The 16,400-nt window shown below is 60.5% G+C and carries 13 protein-coding genes, 4 tRNA genes and 1 pseudogene; 6 read left to right on the forward strand and 12 right to left on the reverse strand.

The annotated features are described in order from the left end of the window. Positions 1-220: 220 nt before the first annotated feature. From OPU96_RS24795 to OPU96_RS24820, 6 genes are all read right to left on the reverse strand, one after another. Entirely contained in the window at positions 221-1,492 is a 1,272-nt protein-coding gene (locus tag OPU96_RS24795) for an MFS transporter (protein WP_226455488.1), read from the reverse strand. Positions 1,493-1,498: 6 nt separating this feature from the next. Further along, positions 1,499-2,434: a LysR substrate-binding domain-containing protein gene (locus OPU96_RS24800; protein ID WP_498559871.1), complete on the reverse strand. Its 936-nt coding sequence runs from the start codon at positions 2,432-2,434 to the stop codon at positions 1,499-1,501. Positions 2,435-2,607: 173 nt separating this feature from the next. Then, complete coding sequence (locus OPU96_RS24805; protein WP_498559872.1) at positions 2,608-4,617, reverse strand: CocE/NonD family hydrolase; 2,010 nt, start codon at positions 4,615-4,617, stop codon at positions 2,608-2,610. Between the two features lie 84 nt (positions 4,618-4,701). Beyond that, positions 4,702-6,285, reverse strand: a complete 1,584-nt coding sequence (locus tag OPU96_RS24810) for a BCCT family transporter (protein ID WP_498559873.1) — start codon at positions 6,283-6,285, stop codon at positions 4,702-4,704. Between the two features lie 321 nt (positions 6,286-6,606). Then, a tRNA-Asp gene (locus OPU96_RS24815) sits at positions 6,607-6,683 on the reverse strand. Positions 6,684-6,702: 19 nt separating this feature from the next. After that, a tRNA-Val gene (locus tag OPU96_RS24820) sits at positions 6,703-6,778 on the reverse strand. A gap of 200 nt (positions 6,779-6,978) precedes the next feature. On the opposite strand from OPU96_RS24820, the gene OPU96_RS24825 reads away from it, so the two are divergent. From OPU96_RS24825 to OPU96_RS24835, 3 genes are all read left to right on the forward strand, one after another. Further along, positions 6,979-7,497, forward strand: coding sequence for a sigma-70 family RNA polymerase sigma factor (locus OPU96_RS24825; protein WP_498559874.1), 519 nt, complete (start codon positions 6,979-6,981; stop codon positions 7,495-7,497). Positions 7,498-7,503: 6 nt separating this feature from the next. Then, complete coding sequence (locus OPU96_RS24830) at positions 7,504-8,487, forward strand: FecR family protein (protein ID WP_498559875.1); 984 nt, start codon at positions 7,504-7,506, stop codon at positions 8,485-8,487. Between the two features lie 78 nt (positions 8,488-8,565). Then, complete coding sequence (locus OPU96_RS24835; RefSeq protein ID WP_498559876.1) at positions 8,566-10,998, forward strand: TonB-dependent siderophore receptor; 2,433 nt, start codon at positions 8,566-8,568, stop codon at positions 10,996-10,998. Between the two features lie 91 nt (positions 10,999-11,089). On the opposite strand, the gene OPU96_RS24840 is transcribed toward OPU96_RS24835, so the two are convergent. The 6 genes and pseudogenes from OPU96_RS24840 to OPU96_RS24865 form a co-directional block, all read right to left on the reverse strand. Further along, positions 11,090-11,395: a hypothetical protein gene (locus tag OPU96_RS24840; RefSeq protein ID WP_498559877.1), complete on the reverse strand. Its 306-nt coding sequence runs from the start codon at positions 11,393-11,395 to the stop codon at positions 11,090-11,092. Positions 11,396-11,469: 74 nt separating this feature from the next. Beyond that, positions 11,470-11,631 carry a hypothetical protein gene (locus OPU96_RS24845; RefSeq protein WP_498559878.1) on the reverse strand — a complete coding sequence of 54 codons (162 nt, stop codon included), beginning with the start codon at positions 11,629-11,631 and terminating at the stop codon, positions 11,470-11,472. 238 nt (positions 11,632-11,869) lie between these two features. After that, positions 11,870-12,322, reverse strand: a complete 453-nt coding sequence (locus OPU96_RS24850) for a hypothetical protein (RefSeq protein ID WP_226455481.1) — start codon at positions 12,320-12,322, stop codon at positions 11,870-11,872. 76 nt (positions 12,323-12,398) lie between these two features. Then, positions 12,399-12,890 (reverse strand): annotated as a pseudogene (locus OPU96_RS24855) (ESPR domain-containing protein); the annotation flags it as partial. Positions 12,891-13,474: 584 nt separating this feature from the next. Further along, a tRNA-Asp gene (locus tag OPU96_RS24860) sits at positions 13,475-13,551 on the reverse strand. A gap of 19 nt (positions 13,552-13,570) precedes the next feature. Continuing rightward, a tRNA-Val gene (locus OPU96_RS24865) sits at positions 13,571-13,646 on the reverse strand. Positions 13,647-13,805: 159 nt separating this feature from the next. On the opposite strand from OPU96_RS24865, the gene rdgC reads away from it, so the two are divergent. The 3 genes from rdgC (at position 13,806) to sugE (ending at position 16,289) form a co-directional block, all read left to right on the forward strand. Next, positions 13,806-14,726 carry a recombination-associated protein RdgC gene (gene rdgC / locus OPU96_RS24870; RefSeq protein ID WP_192298869.1) on the forward strand — a complete coding sequence of 307 codons (921 nt, stop codon included), beginning with the start codon at positions 13,806-13,808 and terminating at the stop codon, positions 14,724-14,726. Between the two features lie 173 nt (positions 14,727-14,899). Beyond that, positions 14,900-15,865, forward strand: coding sequence for a bile acid:sodium symporter family protein (locus OPU96_RS24875; protein WP_192298868.1), 966 nt, complete (start codon positions 14,900-14,902; stop codon positions 15,863-15,865). Positions 15,866-15,974: 109 nt separating this feature from the next. Further along, positions 15,975-16,289, forward strand: coding sequence for a quaternary ammonium compound efflux SMR transporter SugE (gene sugE / locus OPU96_RS24880; RefSeq protein WP_105524638.1), 315 nt, complete (start codon positions 15,975-15,977; stop codon positions 16,287-16,289). Positions 16,290-16,400: the final 111 nt, after the last annotated feature.

Raw genomic sequence — 16,400 nt, forward strand, 5'->3', positions numbered from 1 at the left:
TAACAATGGGCCCGACGCCGTAAGGAAAACGTCGGGTCTATTGAGGCTCTTTCGCCCCGCCACTACGGTGAACACCTACCCCATCACGTAGGAATTCACCGTGGAAAGCTCAACCCTCGGCATGCTCGTACTGACCCTGATCGCCGTGTTCGGCACCGCGTCGTTTTGTTTCGAGCATTTGGCCACGCGCCGGCCGCGCAAGAAAAAAGCCGAATAGCCGTCACACCTTGATGTCGGGCGGCGGGTCGTTGATCACCAGCGCCTCGGGGATCTCGTCGACACGCGGATCAAGTACCGCGCCCATTGGGTGTTCGGGCATGGCGACGTGGTGCAACGGTGCGCCGTCGACCAGGTATTCGCCGGTGACCTGCTTGGGCTGCACGCGCCAGATCAGCAGCAGCGCACAGGCGGAAAACAGCATGTAGAACGCGCCGTGGCCGTAGCTGTTCATCAACGCGCCGCTGAGTATCGGCCCCAGGCTGGCACCAATGCCGTGGGTGGCGAGCATCATCGCGCTCAACGGTACACGTCGCGGCTGCTCGACGTTGTCATTGGCCAGCGCCACCGCCAACGGGTAGAGGGTGAACAGCAGCAAGCCGCTGAGAAAACCGAACAGCAACAACAACGCGTAAGGCAGTTGTACCAGCCCCCACAGCGGGATCACCAACAGCCCCAACGCTAACGCGCAGGCGCGAATCAAGCGCGAGCGGTCAATGCGGTCCGACAGCCAGCCGATGGGCCACTGGCCGCACAGCCCGGCAAAAATCGACACCGCGACAAACGTACTTGCCTCGCCCGTGCTCAAGCCGTTGCGTGTGGCAAACACCGGGGCCAGGGCGTAGAACGCGCCGATCATCAGGCCGGTGACAAACACCGTGGTCAGCGCCTGGGGCACCCGTTGCCAGAAAAACCCCACTTCCAGCGGTGCCGCTACCAGCTTCGCCGGGTGCAGGCGCTTGGTCATGGTCACCGGCAGCAGGCAGGCGGCAAAGCAGATCGCGACGATAATCAGCGGTTTGAAATCCAGCTCCGGACGCCAGATCAGCACGCCCTGCCCCAGCATCAAGCCCAGGGACACCGCAACCATGTAACCGGCGAACACCGCGCCGCGCCGGTTGTTTTCCGCCTGCTCGTTGAGCCAGCTTTCGATGACCATGTACTGGTTCATCATCACCAGGCCCATCACAAATCGCAGCGCCAGCCAGAACGCCAACTGCTCGAACAACACGTGCAGCAGCACGATGATGGTGGCGACTCCGGCACAGGCCACATACGAGCGCACGTGCCCGACGCCGGCGATCATGCGGTGGCCGAACTTGGCGCCGCAGACCATCCCCCCGTAGTACGCCGCCGTCAGCGCACCGATCCACACTTCGTTGATGCCCTGGCTACTCAAGCGCAGGCCGATAAAACTGAAAAACAAGCCGTTGCCGGTGAGCATCAGGATGGTCGCGCTGTACAGCGCGGGGAAGGTCAGAAAAGTCAGGTTCATGGTGGCTCAGAGAGGCTTGTTCACATGGCTGGCATGGGCCAGCAGCCATTGGCGAAAACTGCGCGCCGCCGATGGCGGGTTGCGGTGATGGGGTTGCATCAGGTGCAGGCGCCCCCGGCTGTGCATGGTGTGGGGCAAGGCCATTTGCAGGCGACCGGCGTCGAGTTCACCTTGCAGCAGACTCTTCCAGCCAAGGGCCACGCCATGGCCCATGACCGCCGACTGCATCAACAGCTGATAGCTGTTGGTGCGCAGCGCATGCCGCGGGGTGTGGTAGTGGGCGCCGACATCGGCAAACCAATCGGTCCAGGTCAGCCAGTCGTGGTAGTGGTCCTCGACGATCAATAAGGTGTGGGCGTGGAGCAAGTGCTCCACATCGCGAATCGGACCGTGACGCTCTATATAGGCAGGGCTGCACACAGTGATGACCTGCTCGGTGTCGAACACCGGCGACAGCTCCAGGCCATGGGGCGCCGGCAGTTCGTCGAGGTGATAGAACAGGCCCAGGTCATATTCGCTGACATCCAGGTGGCCGGGGCTTTCACTGCACAGGATGCGGATATCCAGGTCCGGGTGTTCACGCTGGAATTGCGGCAACAAGCCGGCCAGCCAGATCGAGCTGATGGTCGGCGTGCTGGCCAGGGTCAACTGGCGGTCGGCGCCGCGTCGGCGCAGTTCGGCGGACTCACGATCGAGTTCGCGCAGCAGGCGCTGGATCGTGCGGAAGTAACGCACCCCGGCGGGTGTCAGGCTTAGCCCCTGGGCCAGTCGATAGAACAGCGGGCGGGCGAGGTCTTCTTCCAGACGCTTGACCTGGCGGCTGACCGCGCTCTGGGTCAGGTTCAATTCATGGGCGGCCTGGGTAAAACTCAAATGGCGGGCCGCCGCTTCGAAAGTCTGCAAGCAATTGAGCGGGGGAAGATCGACGTTTCGGCGCGACATGACAGGTTCCAATAGCAGAGACAGACTCGGGTGCCCTTGATGCCAGCCAGTCAAGCACCCGAAAGCGTAAAACGTCACCTGTGGCGAGGGAGCCAGCTCCCTCACCACAGGTAGTGCGTTCGCCCTTTACCGACGACTGGCATTCGTTGGCAGGCATCCTGCCAGTTGCCCGCTTACAGCGCGACCCTGGCCACGCGCTTGCTCCATTGGCGGCGGTGCTCCAGCTGGCCGTTCTCCCAGGCAGTCTGCTCCGCTTCGATATAGAACCACTCGGCATCGGCGTGCACGCTCAGACGGCTTTCCACCTCCACCTCCCATTCGTCGCGACCGACGCGGTAGTGCCACTGGATGTCGGCACGGGTCGACAACGGGTCCCAGGCAGAGGTGCGGTATTGCTCGGTGCAACGTTGGTCCACCGCCAGGCCGTGGTCGGTAAACCGCACCGAGCCGAGGTCGTCCTCGATCTTCACGCAGACTTCGCCACTGCCCACGTCTTCGATCAAGGTGCGTTTCGGCGCCGCGGCGCGCAGCACTTGCAGGGCAACCGGAGTGGCGGCCTGCGGCGCTTCGAACGGGCAGTCCACCGCCGCGCCGCTGAACACCGGCAGTTGCAGGCTTTGCAGGGCGGGCAGCAAGGTCAGGGTGGTCAGCTCACGGCTCGGCCACAGCAACGGGAAACTCGCGGTGCTCAAAGCCAGGCGCAGACGATAGCCAGCGGGCAAGCGCATGCCGATGTGGTCCAGGCTCAGGTGCACGTCCATCGGTGCACCAGGGACTACAGGGGTAACACGGGAAAAGTCCTCACGAAGCGTGAGATTGAGTACGCCGTAGCTGATCTGTGTGACCTGGCCATCCGGCGCAATCGCATTCAGCCGCGCCACCAATTGGCCGCAAGCCGTGTCGCTGGCCAGGCGCAGCGTGAGACGCGCATCGCCCAATAGCGCCAGCGGTTCGGTCAGCACCGGCGAGTCGAAGCACAGCGAATGAGCGTCGTCGCGGCGCTGGTCAGTCGGGCCGTCGGGGCCGAACCAGATGGCGCAGTACTCGCCCTGGTGCAGGCCGGTGGTCAGCGGCGAGCAGATACTGCGCGGCGTGGCCAACGGTTGTCGGCCAGGGATCAGGCCGTGCTCGCCGAGGCTGAAATCAGTCCACTGCACCTGGGGGGCCGGCCACCCCGCCGTCTGCACCCAGATCCCCGGCCGCTCGGCGTAACTGCCCTTGGGCGGCAGCACATCCTGTAGGAAGAATGTGCAGGCTGCATCATCCATCACCCCGTTATCGATGCCTTTCAACCAGTGATCCCACCAGCGCTTGGCTTCTTGCAGAAAGCCGATGGCCGGATTCGGCACGGCGAAGTGTGGATATTTGTGAATCCACGGGCCGATCATTGCCTTCTTCGGCCCCGGAAGATGCTGCATCAGCCGCGACACGGTATTGCGGTAGGCATCACCCCAACCGCCCACCGCATACACCGCCGCCTTGATCTGTGAATAGTCCTCGCACACCGAGCCGTGGCGCCAGTAATCGTCGCGGGTCTGGTGTTGCAACCAGGTTTCGGCGAGCAGCGGCATGCTGTCCAGGCGTTGCTGCCAAAGGGTTTTCCAGGCGTCGCCAACCAGTAGCGGGTCGGGCACGGCAGCGCTGAAATTGAGCATGGTCGCGGCCCAGCCAAAGTTCTCCAGCAGCAGGTTGCCGCCCTTGTAGTGGATGTCATCGGCGAAGCGGTCGTCGGTGGAGCACAGGGTAATGATCGCCTTCAGCGCCTCGGGTTGGCGCGCCGCGACTTGCAGGCCGTTGAAGCCGCCCCAGGAGATGCCCATCATGCCGACGTTGCCGTCGCACCACGGCTGCTGGCACAGCCAGTCGATCACTTCGAGGGCGTCGTCCTGTTCCTGCAACAGGTATTCGTCGGCCATCAAGCCTTCGGATTCGCCGTTGCCGCGCATGTCGACACGCACACACACATAGCCCTGCCCGGCCATCCACGGGTGAGTCAGCGCATCGCGCACGGCCGTACCGTCGCGTTTGCGGTACGGCAGGTATTCGAGGATGGCGGGGAAGGTTTGCAGGCCGGCGACTTCCGGCATCCAGATGCGCGCGGCCAACTGGGTGCCGTCCTTCAGCGGGATCAGGCAGTGCTCGATTTCACGGACCTTGTAGGCAAATTCGGTAACGGTTTCCATCGGTAACTCCAAACTTTTATTGCGAACAAACGACGCCCCCGCGCTCGTCGTGGAGCGCGTGGGCAGACACACAGGTTTGAGGGTCTAGCGGGCGAATTCGGTGACGGTGCTGGTACCACGCAGCTCGGGCTCAGCGGTCGGTCGCAAGCGTTTCACCTCGAGCAACGCCGGGTTCTTCAGCCAGAAAATCAGTGAGGTACTGGCCAGCAGCACCAGGATCATCCCCGGCAAACCACCGAGGTTGGACAGCATCTTCACCCCGTCGATGCCGATGAACGACACCATCACCCACGACACTGTGCCGATGATCACGCCCCACACGATCTTCAACATCGGGTTGCCGTCGAGGTCGGAGTCGGCAGTCACACCTTTGCTGCACAGGTTGGCGATCACGTCGGTGCTGGAGTCCGCCGCGGTGACAAACGAGATGAACGCCACGAACAGCAGGAACGCGATCATCAAGCCGCTGGCCGGCAGGTGCTGGAACATCTGGTACAGCACGTGCTCCACGCCCTGTTCGTTCAATACGCGGTTGAGGCTGCCGTCACCGAGCGCGTCGAAATACAGGCTGGCGCCGGAGAAGATGCAGATCCACACCGCCGTGAACAACGCCGGGTAGAGCATGTTGATATGGATGAATTCGCGCACGGTGTAGCCCCGACCGATCTTGCCGAGGAACAGCGCGCTGACCGGCGCCCAGGCAAACCACACCGACCAGTAGAACACCGTCCAACTCTGCGGCCAGGTGTCGCCGCTCGCGGCGCCGGTGGACAGGCTGCGGCTGAAGAAGGTGTCGAGGTACACGCCGAGGGATTCGACGCCGAGGCTGAACATGTACAGGGTCGGCCCGCACAACAGCACGAACAGGCCGAGGGCGAGCATGATCCAGGTGTTGAACGACGACAGCATCACAATGCCGCGCTGCAGGCCGCTGGCCGCCGAGGCGACAAAGGTGATGACGATGATCGCGATGATGACCGCTAAACGGAACGGTGTAGTTTCGCCGCCGATGTATTGGCTCAGGCCACCGGCCAGGGTCAGTGCGCCCGTGCCCAGGGACGAGGCCATGCCGGCGACCAGGGCGAACATCGCCAAGGTATCGATCAGCCCGGCGTAGCGCTTGACCCGCGCCGCGCCCAGCAAGGGTTCGAGCATCGCGCCAATCGAGAAGTTACTGCGGCGGTTGTAGAACACCAGCGCAAATACCAGGGACGGCACCAGGTAGATGGCGTATGGGGTGATGGTCCAGTGCAGGAACATCGTCGACATCGCAAAGCTTTTCGCCGCCGCGCTGCCCGCTTCAATCGGCAGGCTGGTGGGCGGGCCGTACAGGTGGTAGAGCGGTTCGGCGGTGGTCCAGAACAGCACGCCGACCGCCAGCGTGGTGCACAGCGCCACCATGAACCAGCGCCATTTGCTCAGCAACGGCCGGGCGTCTTCGCCGCCGATGCGCACCTTGCCCAATGCGGAGAAATACACGATAGCGGTCAGCACCACCATGGCAAACGAGCCAGCGCTGAACAGCCAGGAGAAGTTCTTGAGGATCAGGTTGTTGAGCTGCTTGCTCAGCGCAAGGAATGCATTCAGGTCGACGTAGCTGGCGATCACCGCCGCCAGCAGGATCAGGAAAGTTGGCCAGAACACCAACGGACGCAATGGATATTTCATGTAGAGCCATTCCCCTTGCAGACTATTTTTATCGCCTTGAAAGGCCATTGTTAGAGGGCGGACACCGCAGCATCCTGCTGCCGGCAGCTCGCCTGGAAGTCTTCGCGTGGCTATAGATAACCGTTTAAGCGGCCAGGGGCGCAATCGACCAATGTGCATGGGGGTATTCCCCCACGTCATGGCGCACCGGCACAGTTCAAGGTGAACGTGCAGTGCACAACGGCAAGGCGCCAAGAGGAAAATCGCAGACGAAAAAAAGCCCGCTCAATGAGCGGGCTTTCTAGTGGTGACCTGGCGTTCAGTGTTCCAGGTTACCGAATATGGCGCAGCGGACGGGACTCGAACCCGCGACCCCCGGCGTGACAGGCCGGTATTCTAACCGACTGAACTACCGCTGCGCGTAACACTTGAAGCGAATGGTGGGTGATGACGGGATCGAACCGCCGACCCTCTGCTTGTAAGGCAGATGCTCTCCCAGCTGAGCTAATCACCCTTCGTTTCGGTGTGGGCGGCATCATACATCAAAAATCCGCAATGTCTTGATTTAAATGCAATTTATTTGAAATATTTTTCTGTAGACGGCGCAAACCCCGTAAATACGGGCTTGCGGGGCCCAAACGCGACTCTATTGCGTTTACCTGACACTTGGCCTCACAATTAAAAACCATTCTCAATAACGCTCGAGCCACGCCTATGTCTGTGGGTGAACCGCCCTTCCAGCGGGAAATTACCGCGCTCTACAGCGAGCATCACGGCTGGCTGCTGGCGTGGCTGCGGCGCAAATTGGGCTGTCGCCAGAACGCGGCGGACCTGGCGCAAGACACCTTTGCGCGCATCCTCAATGCACGCGAATCCGTGGCGCACATCCGCGAACCACGGGCGTACCTGAGTACCACGGCGCGACGCCTGGTAATCGATCAGGCGCGACGCAGGCAGATTGAACAAGCGTATCTGCAAGAGTTGGCACTGACGGTGGACGCCCTGGAAGGGTTCCAGTCGCCGGAACAGATCCACACCACCCTCGAAGCCCTGGAGCAGATCGCGTTTATCCTCGAAGGCATGCATGAGTACTCGCGCCAGGCGTTCGTACTCTATTACCTAGAAGAATTGACCCAGCAACAGATCGCCCAACAGCTGAAGTTGTCGGAACGCACCGTGCGCAAGTACCTGATACAGGCACTCATGCATTGCAGCCATAGCCTGGATACTTGATCGCACATGCCCGACGCCCGCCAACAGATCGAAGAGCAAGCCGCCGAATGGATGCTGCGCCTGCACGAAGGGGAACTGAGCGAGGCCCAGCAGCTGGCATTCGAATGCTGGAAGCAACAGGGCCCGCACTACGCCGCAGCGGCCGCGCGCATGGAAGAAGTCATCACCCGGATGCAGGCCCTGCGTGGCACTAGGTCGCCGGCGCGGTCGGCATTAAGCGCGGCGTTTGCCCACCAGAAAGCCCATCGCCGCAAAAATGCCGTACGCGCCCTGCTGCTGGCGTGCAGCCTGGCGATTCCAGCGGCGGCGCTGCTGGTCAGCCCGTACCCGCAACAATGGATGGCCGATGTGCGCAACGGTCCGGGTCAGTGGCAAACCCTGCAACTGGCGGACGGTTCCACGTTGACGCTGAACGGGATCAGCGCGGCGAACCTGCATTTCGACGCCGTGCAGCGCCGCATCGAGCTGCTGCAAGGCGAGATCCTGGTGGAGGTGGCTCACGACCCGGCCCGGCCGTTTATCGTGCAGACCGCCCAAGGCACCTTGCGGGCGCTGGGCACGCGGTTTGTGGTCAAGCGTGACGGTGATGTCACCGTATTGAGCATGTTGCAGTCGCGGGTCGCGGCGCAGAGCGCGAACACCCAGCAGACCCTGGAAGTCGATGCCGGCACCCAGGCCCTGCTCAGCCACGACGGCGTGCGCCTGAGCGGCCGCATCGACCCCGCCAGCATCAATGAAGCCTGGCGCCGTCACCAATTGGTCGTGGACAACCGGCCATTGCCCGAGGTGCTCGATGAGATCGCCCGTCACCATGCCGCACATGTGCAATTCGACCGCGCCGCCCTGCAAAACCTGCGCGTATCGGCGGTGATCCCCCTGGACGACAGCGACCACGCCCTGCAGTTACTCGCGCAAACCTTACCGATCAAGGTCAGAAATCTTACCAATTGGCTGATCTTCGTCGACCGCGACGACAGCGCCAAAAAATAATTATTCGCATTAGCTTCCGGTTTTCTCAGACTTGCCCGTCAAGCAAGGTAATTCGACACGTAAAGGATTGCCTTCACCATGCAGACCCCTTCCTACTCACGCGGGCGCTTTGACCTACTGAAAATCGCGCCCCTGTCCTTGGCCATACTCACCGCCACCGTGCTGAACATCAGACCGGCGCAGGCCGACACGGCCAACGTCGTCGCCCCCGCCTACGACATCCCCGCAGGCCCCCTGGGTGCATCGCTCAATCGCTTTGCGCAACAGGCCGGCGTGGCCATCGTGTTTCAATCCCCCGCGCTGGAGGGCCTCAACGGCCCGGGGTTGCAAGGCAATTACGCCATCCAGGAGGGCTTCGACCGCCTGCTGCAAGGCAGTGGTTATCGCGCGGTTAAAGACGGCCAGGTATATGCGCTGCAGCCCGCCCCCACCGCCGACAACGGCACCCTGGAACTGGGCCCGACCCAGGTCAGCGCCAACCTGCTGGGCAACGTCACCGAAGACACCGGTTCCTACACTCCCGGCGCCATCGCGACCTCGACCCGCCTGGTGCTGACGCCCAAGGAAACCCCGCAATCGGTGTCGGTAGTCACCCGCCAGCACATGGATGACTTCGGCCTGAACAACGTCGACGACGTGATGCGCCACACTCCCGGCATCACCGTGTCGGCCTTCGACAGCGAGCGCAGCAACTACTATGCGCGCGGCTTCTCGATCAACAACTTCCAGTACGACGGCATCCCCTCGACCGCACGTAATGTCGCGTACTCGGCGGGCAACACCCTGAGCGACATGGCGATCTACGACCGCGTCGAAGTACTCAAGGGCGCCACCGGCCTGCTCACCGGCGCCGGCTCACTGGGCGCGACCATCAATCTGGTGCGCAAGAAACCCACTGCAGACTTCCAGGGCCACGCGAGCCTCGGCGCCGGCTCGTGGGACAACTATCGCAGCGAACTGGACGTCAGCGGCCCGCTGACCGACAGCGGCAATGTGCGTGGCCGAGCCGTCGCGGCGTACCAGGACAAGCATTCCTTCATGGACCACTACTCGCGCCAGAGCCCGACGTACTACGGCATCATGGAATTCGACCTGTCACCCGATACCCTGTTGACCGTAGGCGGTGACTACCAGGACACGCTGCCAAAGGGCTCGTCCTGGTCGGGCAGCTTTCCGCTGATCGACTCCCAGGGCAATCGCAACAGCGTCAAGCGCTCGTTCAACAACGCGGCCGAGTGGAGCAGTTGGGAGCAATACACCCGCACGGTATTCGCCATGCTGGAACATGACCTGGGCAACGGCTGGATCACCAAGCTGCAACTGGACCACAAGATCAACGGCTACCACGCGCTGATGGGCTCGATTCAGGGCGACCAGCCGCAGCCGGATGGCACCGCGCAATTGACCTCGGGCAAATACACCGGCGAGACCGTCAGCGATTCCGCCGACCTGTATGTGAGTGGACCGTACAGCCTCGGTGGGCGTGAACATGAGTTGGTGCTGGGTGGTTCGATCAGCGCATCGGAATGGAATGGCAAAGGTTATTGGAACCTGGCGCCCAATATCGTCGACTTCAATAACTGGCGCGGCCACGCGACGATGCCGGACTGGGGCAAGGCGCAATCGCTGATCGACGACACCGTGCGCCAGACCGGCGCCTATGCGACCACGCGCCTGAACCTCGCCGACGACCTCAAGGTGTTGCTCGGCGCACGCCTGGTCAACTATCAGGTCACCAGCTACAACCCCAACTATCGCGAGTCCGGGCGGGTCGTGCCGTATGTTGGTGCGGTCTACGACCTGAACGACACGTACGCGGTGTACGCCAGCTACACCGACATTTTCATGCCCCAGGAAAACTACAACCGCGACCGCGACAACAAGCTGCTGGAGCCGGACGAAGGCCAGAACTGGGAGCTGGGGATCAAGGCCGACTTCCTCGATGGCCGGGTCAACGCCAGCGCGGCGTACTTTGAGATCCATGAGTCCAATCGCGCGCTGTCTGACGACGAGTACAACAATCTCAAGCCGACACCGAGCAACTATGCCTACAAGAGCAGCAAGGCGGTAACCAAGGGTTATGAAGTGGAGATGTCCGGCGAAGTCGCCCCGGGCTGGCAGCTCCAGGCGGGCTACACACACAAGATTGTGCGTGACGATCAGGGCGTGAAGATCTCCACGTTTGAGCCTGAAGACCAGGTCAAGCTGTACACCACCTACAAACTCAAGGGCAACCTCGACAAGTTGACCGTCGGCGGCGGCGTGCGCTGGCAGAGCGTGGGTTGGCAGGACATCTACAACAGCCCGCGCGGCGGCTATGAAGAGTTTTCCCAGGATGCCTATTGGCTGGTGGACTTGATGAGCAAATACCAGATCAGTAAAAACCTGTCGGCGACGTTGAACGTCAACAATATCTTCGACAAGTCCTACTACACCAACATCGGCTTCTATAACTCTGCGGCCTATGGCGAGCCGCGCAACTTCATGGTCACTACCCGCTGGGATTTCTAAACGCCAACAGACCTTGTGGCGAGGGAGCTTGCTCGCCACAAATAAAAATCGCAGACAAAAAAAGCCCGCTCATTGAGCGGGCTTTCTACGTTCAATCATAGTTGAAGTTTGTTTTAACCTGGCCTCCACGCCGATAGGACATCACAAAAGAACGCCAGCACTCACCGCGTTCCCTGGCGTTTTTATTGAGCTCCTTGGCAAGCATATACAGCGCCGTATCATCGAAATCAGTTCTGGCATCAGTGATCTCAACGCCGTCTCTCTCAACGGCCAGGCCGGTATCGATGAAGCCGTCGCCCACGGTGACGTCATAACAAAAATAGTCATAACCCTCGACAATACCGGCATCGATGATTGAAAAAATCTTTTTAACGACTTCGATATCTTCAGTAATCATTCTTCAACCCTCTGGAATTCTATTGGGTTCATTTTCAAAAATTCTGGTCCTGACTTTACCATCCACCGTATAGGTCACGGACAACGTACTGGTATCCACGCGGACGATGGGTGTCTGTAGAAGTCCAACGCTTCGGTTTGATCCGAGTCGAACTTGGCAATAGGCGTCAGGTAATCGAGGTTGATGGTTTTATCGGCAAACGCCGCCGCGTGGGTGAACGGGTAGTTTTGCACCACCCGCTGGGACTTCTAAACACCCCGCTCCGTGGTAAGCAAGCTTGCTCGCCACGCGCTCCTACAAAAATCGCAGACAAAAAAAGCCCGCTCATTGAGCGGGCTTTCTACGTTCAATATTGCAATGAGGCGGCGCGGATCACTTGAGCAGTCTGCTACTCAATCAAGTGGACCGAAGTTCCAGGTGCTAGCGCACGTGCGTCGGCTACGTGTTTCAGGATCTGATCATGAGTCATCGCGTTTACTTGACCAACACCTTATCGATTTCCTGAACCAGAGACCTTGGTGCGGGCGTATCGGCGTAATGCTGAGCCATCTCCATGGGGTCGACCATTGGCGTGGTTACCCCGTCGAAGGAGAAACCGCCGACCACATAACGTGCGAAGGTAGGCGACGCCGGGTCTTCATCGACCTGCCAATACCCGTCATACCGTGTCGCCAGGTACTCGCCGATGTAGTAACCGATACGGGTAATGAACCATACACGGTTGGCCTCACTGATCACTGCACTTCGAAAACCGCTGTCCAATTGGGCCAAAAATTTCCCGGGCGTGTTCAGGACCTCGTGAGGTTGTTCAAACCCTAGGCTGGTGCAGAATTCATGGAGCACCGGCAGGCGCTCGGATTTGAATGTTGAAAAACCAGCCTTGCGACGCGCCAGCAATTGCTCGTCTGCCCCTTCGAAGTTATCCATGCAGCCCTCATCAATCAATTATGAATAAGCACATCAATTTTATTTAACTCCAGCATCTTTGATAACTCTTGAGGTTGAGGCGACTCGGATTGCTCGAGTTCACTTCGTTGAGAATCACCCGTGCCGAACCGCCGCTCAGCGCCGCATTGCCTTCGATCCAACCGCCCAATTGGGTACGACTGTTGGTCGCCGAGTTGTTGAGAATGACGCCGCGTGAATCGACATCAAACTGCTGATAGGTATTGCGTGACACCCCACCCGCACTCGGCGCGGTGATGTTGACTTGGGTGACACCGCTACCGGTGGCACCGATACCCGGGCGCTGCCACGCAGGCGCTGAGGGATCAGCAATCACGGCGGCTTGAGCCGAAGCCGCCACCAGTGTAATCAGGCCAAGCCCCAGCATCATGGCAAAACGCAAAGGCGTCAGCCGCACTTCGCAGACGGGTGCAACCGTTGTGCAACCCACGCTACCGGCGGCTTTGGCGCCACTGCTGACGTTCTCGGCGACCACCATCAACAAGCCACGAGCCTTGTTGAAAACGATGCGGTACAAATGCTTGTTCATGTTCAATTCCTTTTGAGCTGCGCCATTCCTGAGCGGTGCCAGAGGCAGAGAGAGAAGCGTCGGGCTACAGGGTTGGTAGCAGATGTGCAGCGAACCCGGCGTGAGCTTCGGCGCTGAAGTTCAGCCAGGACATCAAAAACACCGGACAGCCCTGGTCGCTGGCGAGAATGAATTGGCTGGGCTGCTTGAGAGGGGTTGCGCTGAACAGGTCATAGGCAACCTGCGCATATCCGCCGCACAGACCAACGACCCAGCCCAACAGGCCAGCGCACGAACAAATGGATGGGGTATAAAAAACATGACACGTCCCTGATAGTGAAACTTCCTACACGCGCCGTTAGTCCGTGAGTAAGCAGAAAAGTGCAATTCAGAGAGGCAAAGAAACCGTCGAGGACGCCTTTTGTGGCGTAGCTCTCATTTATCGGAGCGTGCGCGTGGGCAAGAAGCGGCACGTAACCGCGCGCCACATCCAAGGTGTGTTCATACGAAAATATGCAAGGAAGGAATTTCAGGCACAAAAAAGCCCGCTCAATGAGCGGGCTTCCTGTGGTGGCCTGGCGTTCAGTGTTCCAGGTTACCGAATATGGCGCAGCGGACGGGACTCGAACCCGCGACCCCCGGCGTGACAGGCCGGTATTCTAACCGACTGAACTACCGCTGCGCGTAACACTTGAAGCGAATGGTGGGTGATGACGGGATCGAACCGCCGACCCTCTGCTTGTAAGGCAGATGCTCTCCCAGCTGAGCTAATCACCCTTCGTCTCGGTGTGGCGCGCATTCTACGGAGCGACCCAAGGTCTGGCAAGCACTTTCTTAAATCTTTTTTTTGAGGCCTTCCAATGGCTTAGGCAGGGTTGGCCTCAGACGTGATCAAGACAATAATGCCCGCCTTTGTATAAAGGAGAGACTCACCCCATGTGGTTCAAGAACCTGCTTATCTATCGCCTGACCCAAGATCTGCCTGTTGATGCCGAGGCGTTGGAAGCGGCCATGGCCACCAAACTGGCGCGCCCGTGTGCCAGCCAGGAGTTGACCACTTACGGTTTCGTCGCGCCTTTCGGTAAAGGTGAAGACGCTCCCCTGGTTCACGTCAGCGGTGACTTCTTGCTGATCGCTGCGCGCAAGGAAGAACGTATCCTGCCGGGTAGCGTGGTGCGTGACGCACTGAAAGAAAAAGTCGAAGAAATCGAGGCCGAGCAAATGCGCAAGGTCTATAAGAAGGAACGCGACCAGCTCAAGGATGAAATCATCCAGGCTTTCCTGCCGCGCGCCTTTATCCGTCGTTCGTCGACCTTCGCTGCCATCGCGCCGAAACAGGGCCTGATCCTGGTGAACTCGGCCAGCCCGAAACGCGCCGAAGATCTGCTGTCGACACTGCGTGAAGTGATCGGCACCCTGCCCGTTCGCCCGCTGACCGTAAAAACAGCGCCAACCGCGATCATGACCGACTGGGTCACCACCCAGAAACCGGCCGATGACTTCTTCGTCCTCGACGAATGCGAACTGCGCGACACCCACGAAGACGGCGGCATCGTACGCTGCAAGCGCCAGGACCTGACCGGCGAAGAGATCCAGCTGCACCTGACCACCGGCAAAGTCGTGACCCAACTGGCCCTGGCCTGGCAGGACAAGCTGTCCTTCATGCTTGACGACAAGATGACCGTCAAACGCCTGAAGTTCGAAGACCTGCTGCAAGACCAGGCGGAACAGGACGGCGGCGACGAAGCCCTGGGCCAACTGGACGCAAGCTTCACCCTGATGATGCTGACGTTCGGCGAGTTCATCCCGGCACTGGTTGAAGCTCTGGGCGGTGAAGAGACGCCACAAGGCATCTAAGCCATGTGAAGTTCCACCTATAGGAGCGGGCTTGTGTGGGAGCGGGCTTGCTCGCGAAAGCGGAGTGTCAGTCACTAAATCCGTTACTGAGCCACCGCATTCGCGGGCAAGCCCGCTCCCACATTTGATTGGGTTTCCAAGCAGAGTCATTCACTAATAACAAGGACACTCCCATGCGCGCACTCGCCGCCCTGAGCCGCTTCGTCGGCAATACCTTCGCCTACTGGGTGCTGATTTTCGCGGTACTGGCGTTCCTCGAACCGGGCTGGTTCATCGGCCTGAAAACCGCCATCGTGCCGCTGCTGGGCCTGGTGATGTTCGGCATGGGGCTGACCCTCAAGATTGATGACTTCGCCGAGGTCGCCCGCCATCCGTGGCGCGTCGCCCTGGGCGTGGTCGCGCACTTTGTGATCATGCCGGGCGTGGCGTGGTTGCTGTGCCAGGCCTTCCACCTGCCGCCGGAAATTGCCGTCGGCGTGATTCTGGTCGGTTGCTGCCCAAGCGGCACCTCGTCCAACGTGATGACCTGGCTGGCCCGTGGCGACCTGGCGCTGTCGGTGGCCATCGCCGCCGTCACTACCCTCCTCGCCCCGCTGCTCACCCCGGCGCTGATCTGGTTGCTGGCCTCGGCCTGGCTGCCGGTATCGTTCATGGAGCTGTTCTGGTCGATCCTGCAAGTGGTGCTGCTGCCGATCGTGCTCGGCGTAGTCGCGCAGCGTGTGCTCGGCGAACGCGTAAGGCATGCGGTGGACGTGTTGCCATTGGTATCGGTGGTGAGCATCGTGATCATAGTCGCCGCGGTGGTGGCCGCCAGCCAGGCGAAGATCGCCGAATCGGGCCTGCTGATCATGGCCGTGGTGATGCTGCATAACAGCTTCGGCTACCTGCTGGGCTACTTCACCGGCCGCGTGTTCAAGCTGCCATTGGCGCAGCGCAAGTCGTTGGCGCTGGAAGTCGGCATGCAGAACTCCGGGCTGGGCGCCGCATTGGCCAGTGCACATTTCTCGCCGCTGGCGGCGGTGCCGAGTGCGCTGTTCAGCGTCTGGCACAATATTTCCGGGGCATTGCTGTCGACCTACTTCCGCCGCATGAGCGAGAAAGAAGACCGTCGCATACTGGAAAACACCCCACAAACTTGATCCGCCGGGCACAGTTCGGCACTCTAACGAACTTCGCGGGGACGACCCCGCGACGCTCTCAAGCGCCTAATCCGGGGACGACCCCACGTCTATATAGAAGAGGGTCAGCATGTCCTGGATCATTCTGTTTTTTGCCGGATTGTTTGAAGTCGGCTGGGCCGTCGGCTTGAAATACACCGATGGCTTCAGCAAGCCCCTGCCCACCGCCCTGACGATTGTCGCCATGGCCATCAGCCTTGGCCTGCTGGGGCTGGCCGTGAAGGAACTGCCGCTGGGCACCGCCTATGCAGTCTGGACCGGCGTGGGCGCCGTGGGTACGGTGATTGCCGGGATTATCCTGTTTGGCGAATCCATGGCGTTGTTTCGGTTGGCCAGTGTGGCGTTGATTATTTGCGGGCTCATTGGGCTCAAGATCAGCACTTAGGCCACTACCGCTTTCGCGAGCAAGCCCGCTCCCACATTCGCCCATATTCCAAAAGTGGAGCGCGGTCAAATGTGGAAGCGGGCTTGCTCGCGAAGAGGCCCGCCCCTTCAA

The organism is Pseudomonas sp. RP-B7, from assembly GCF_059803535.1.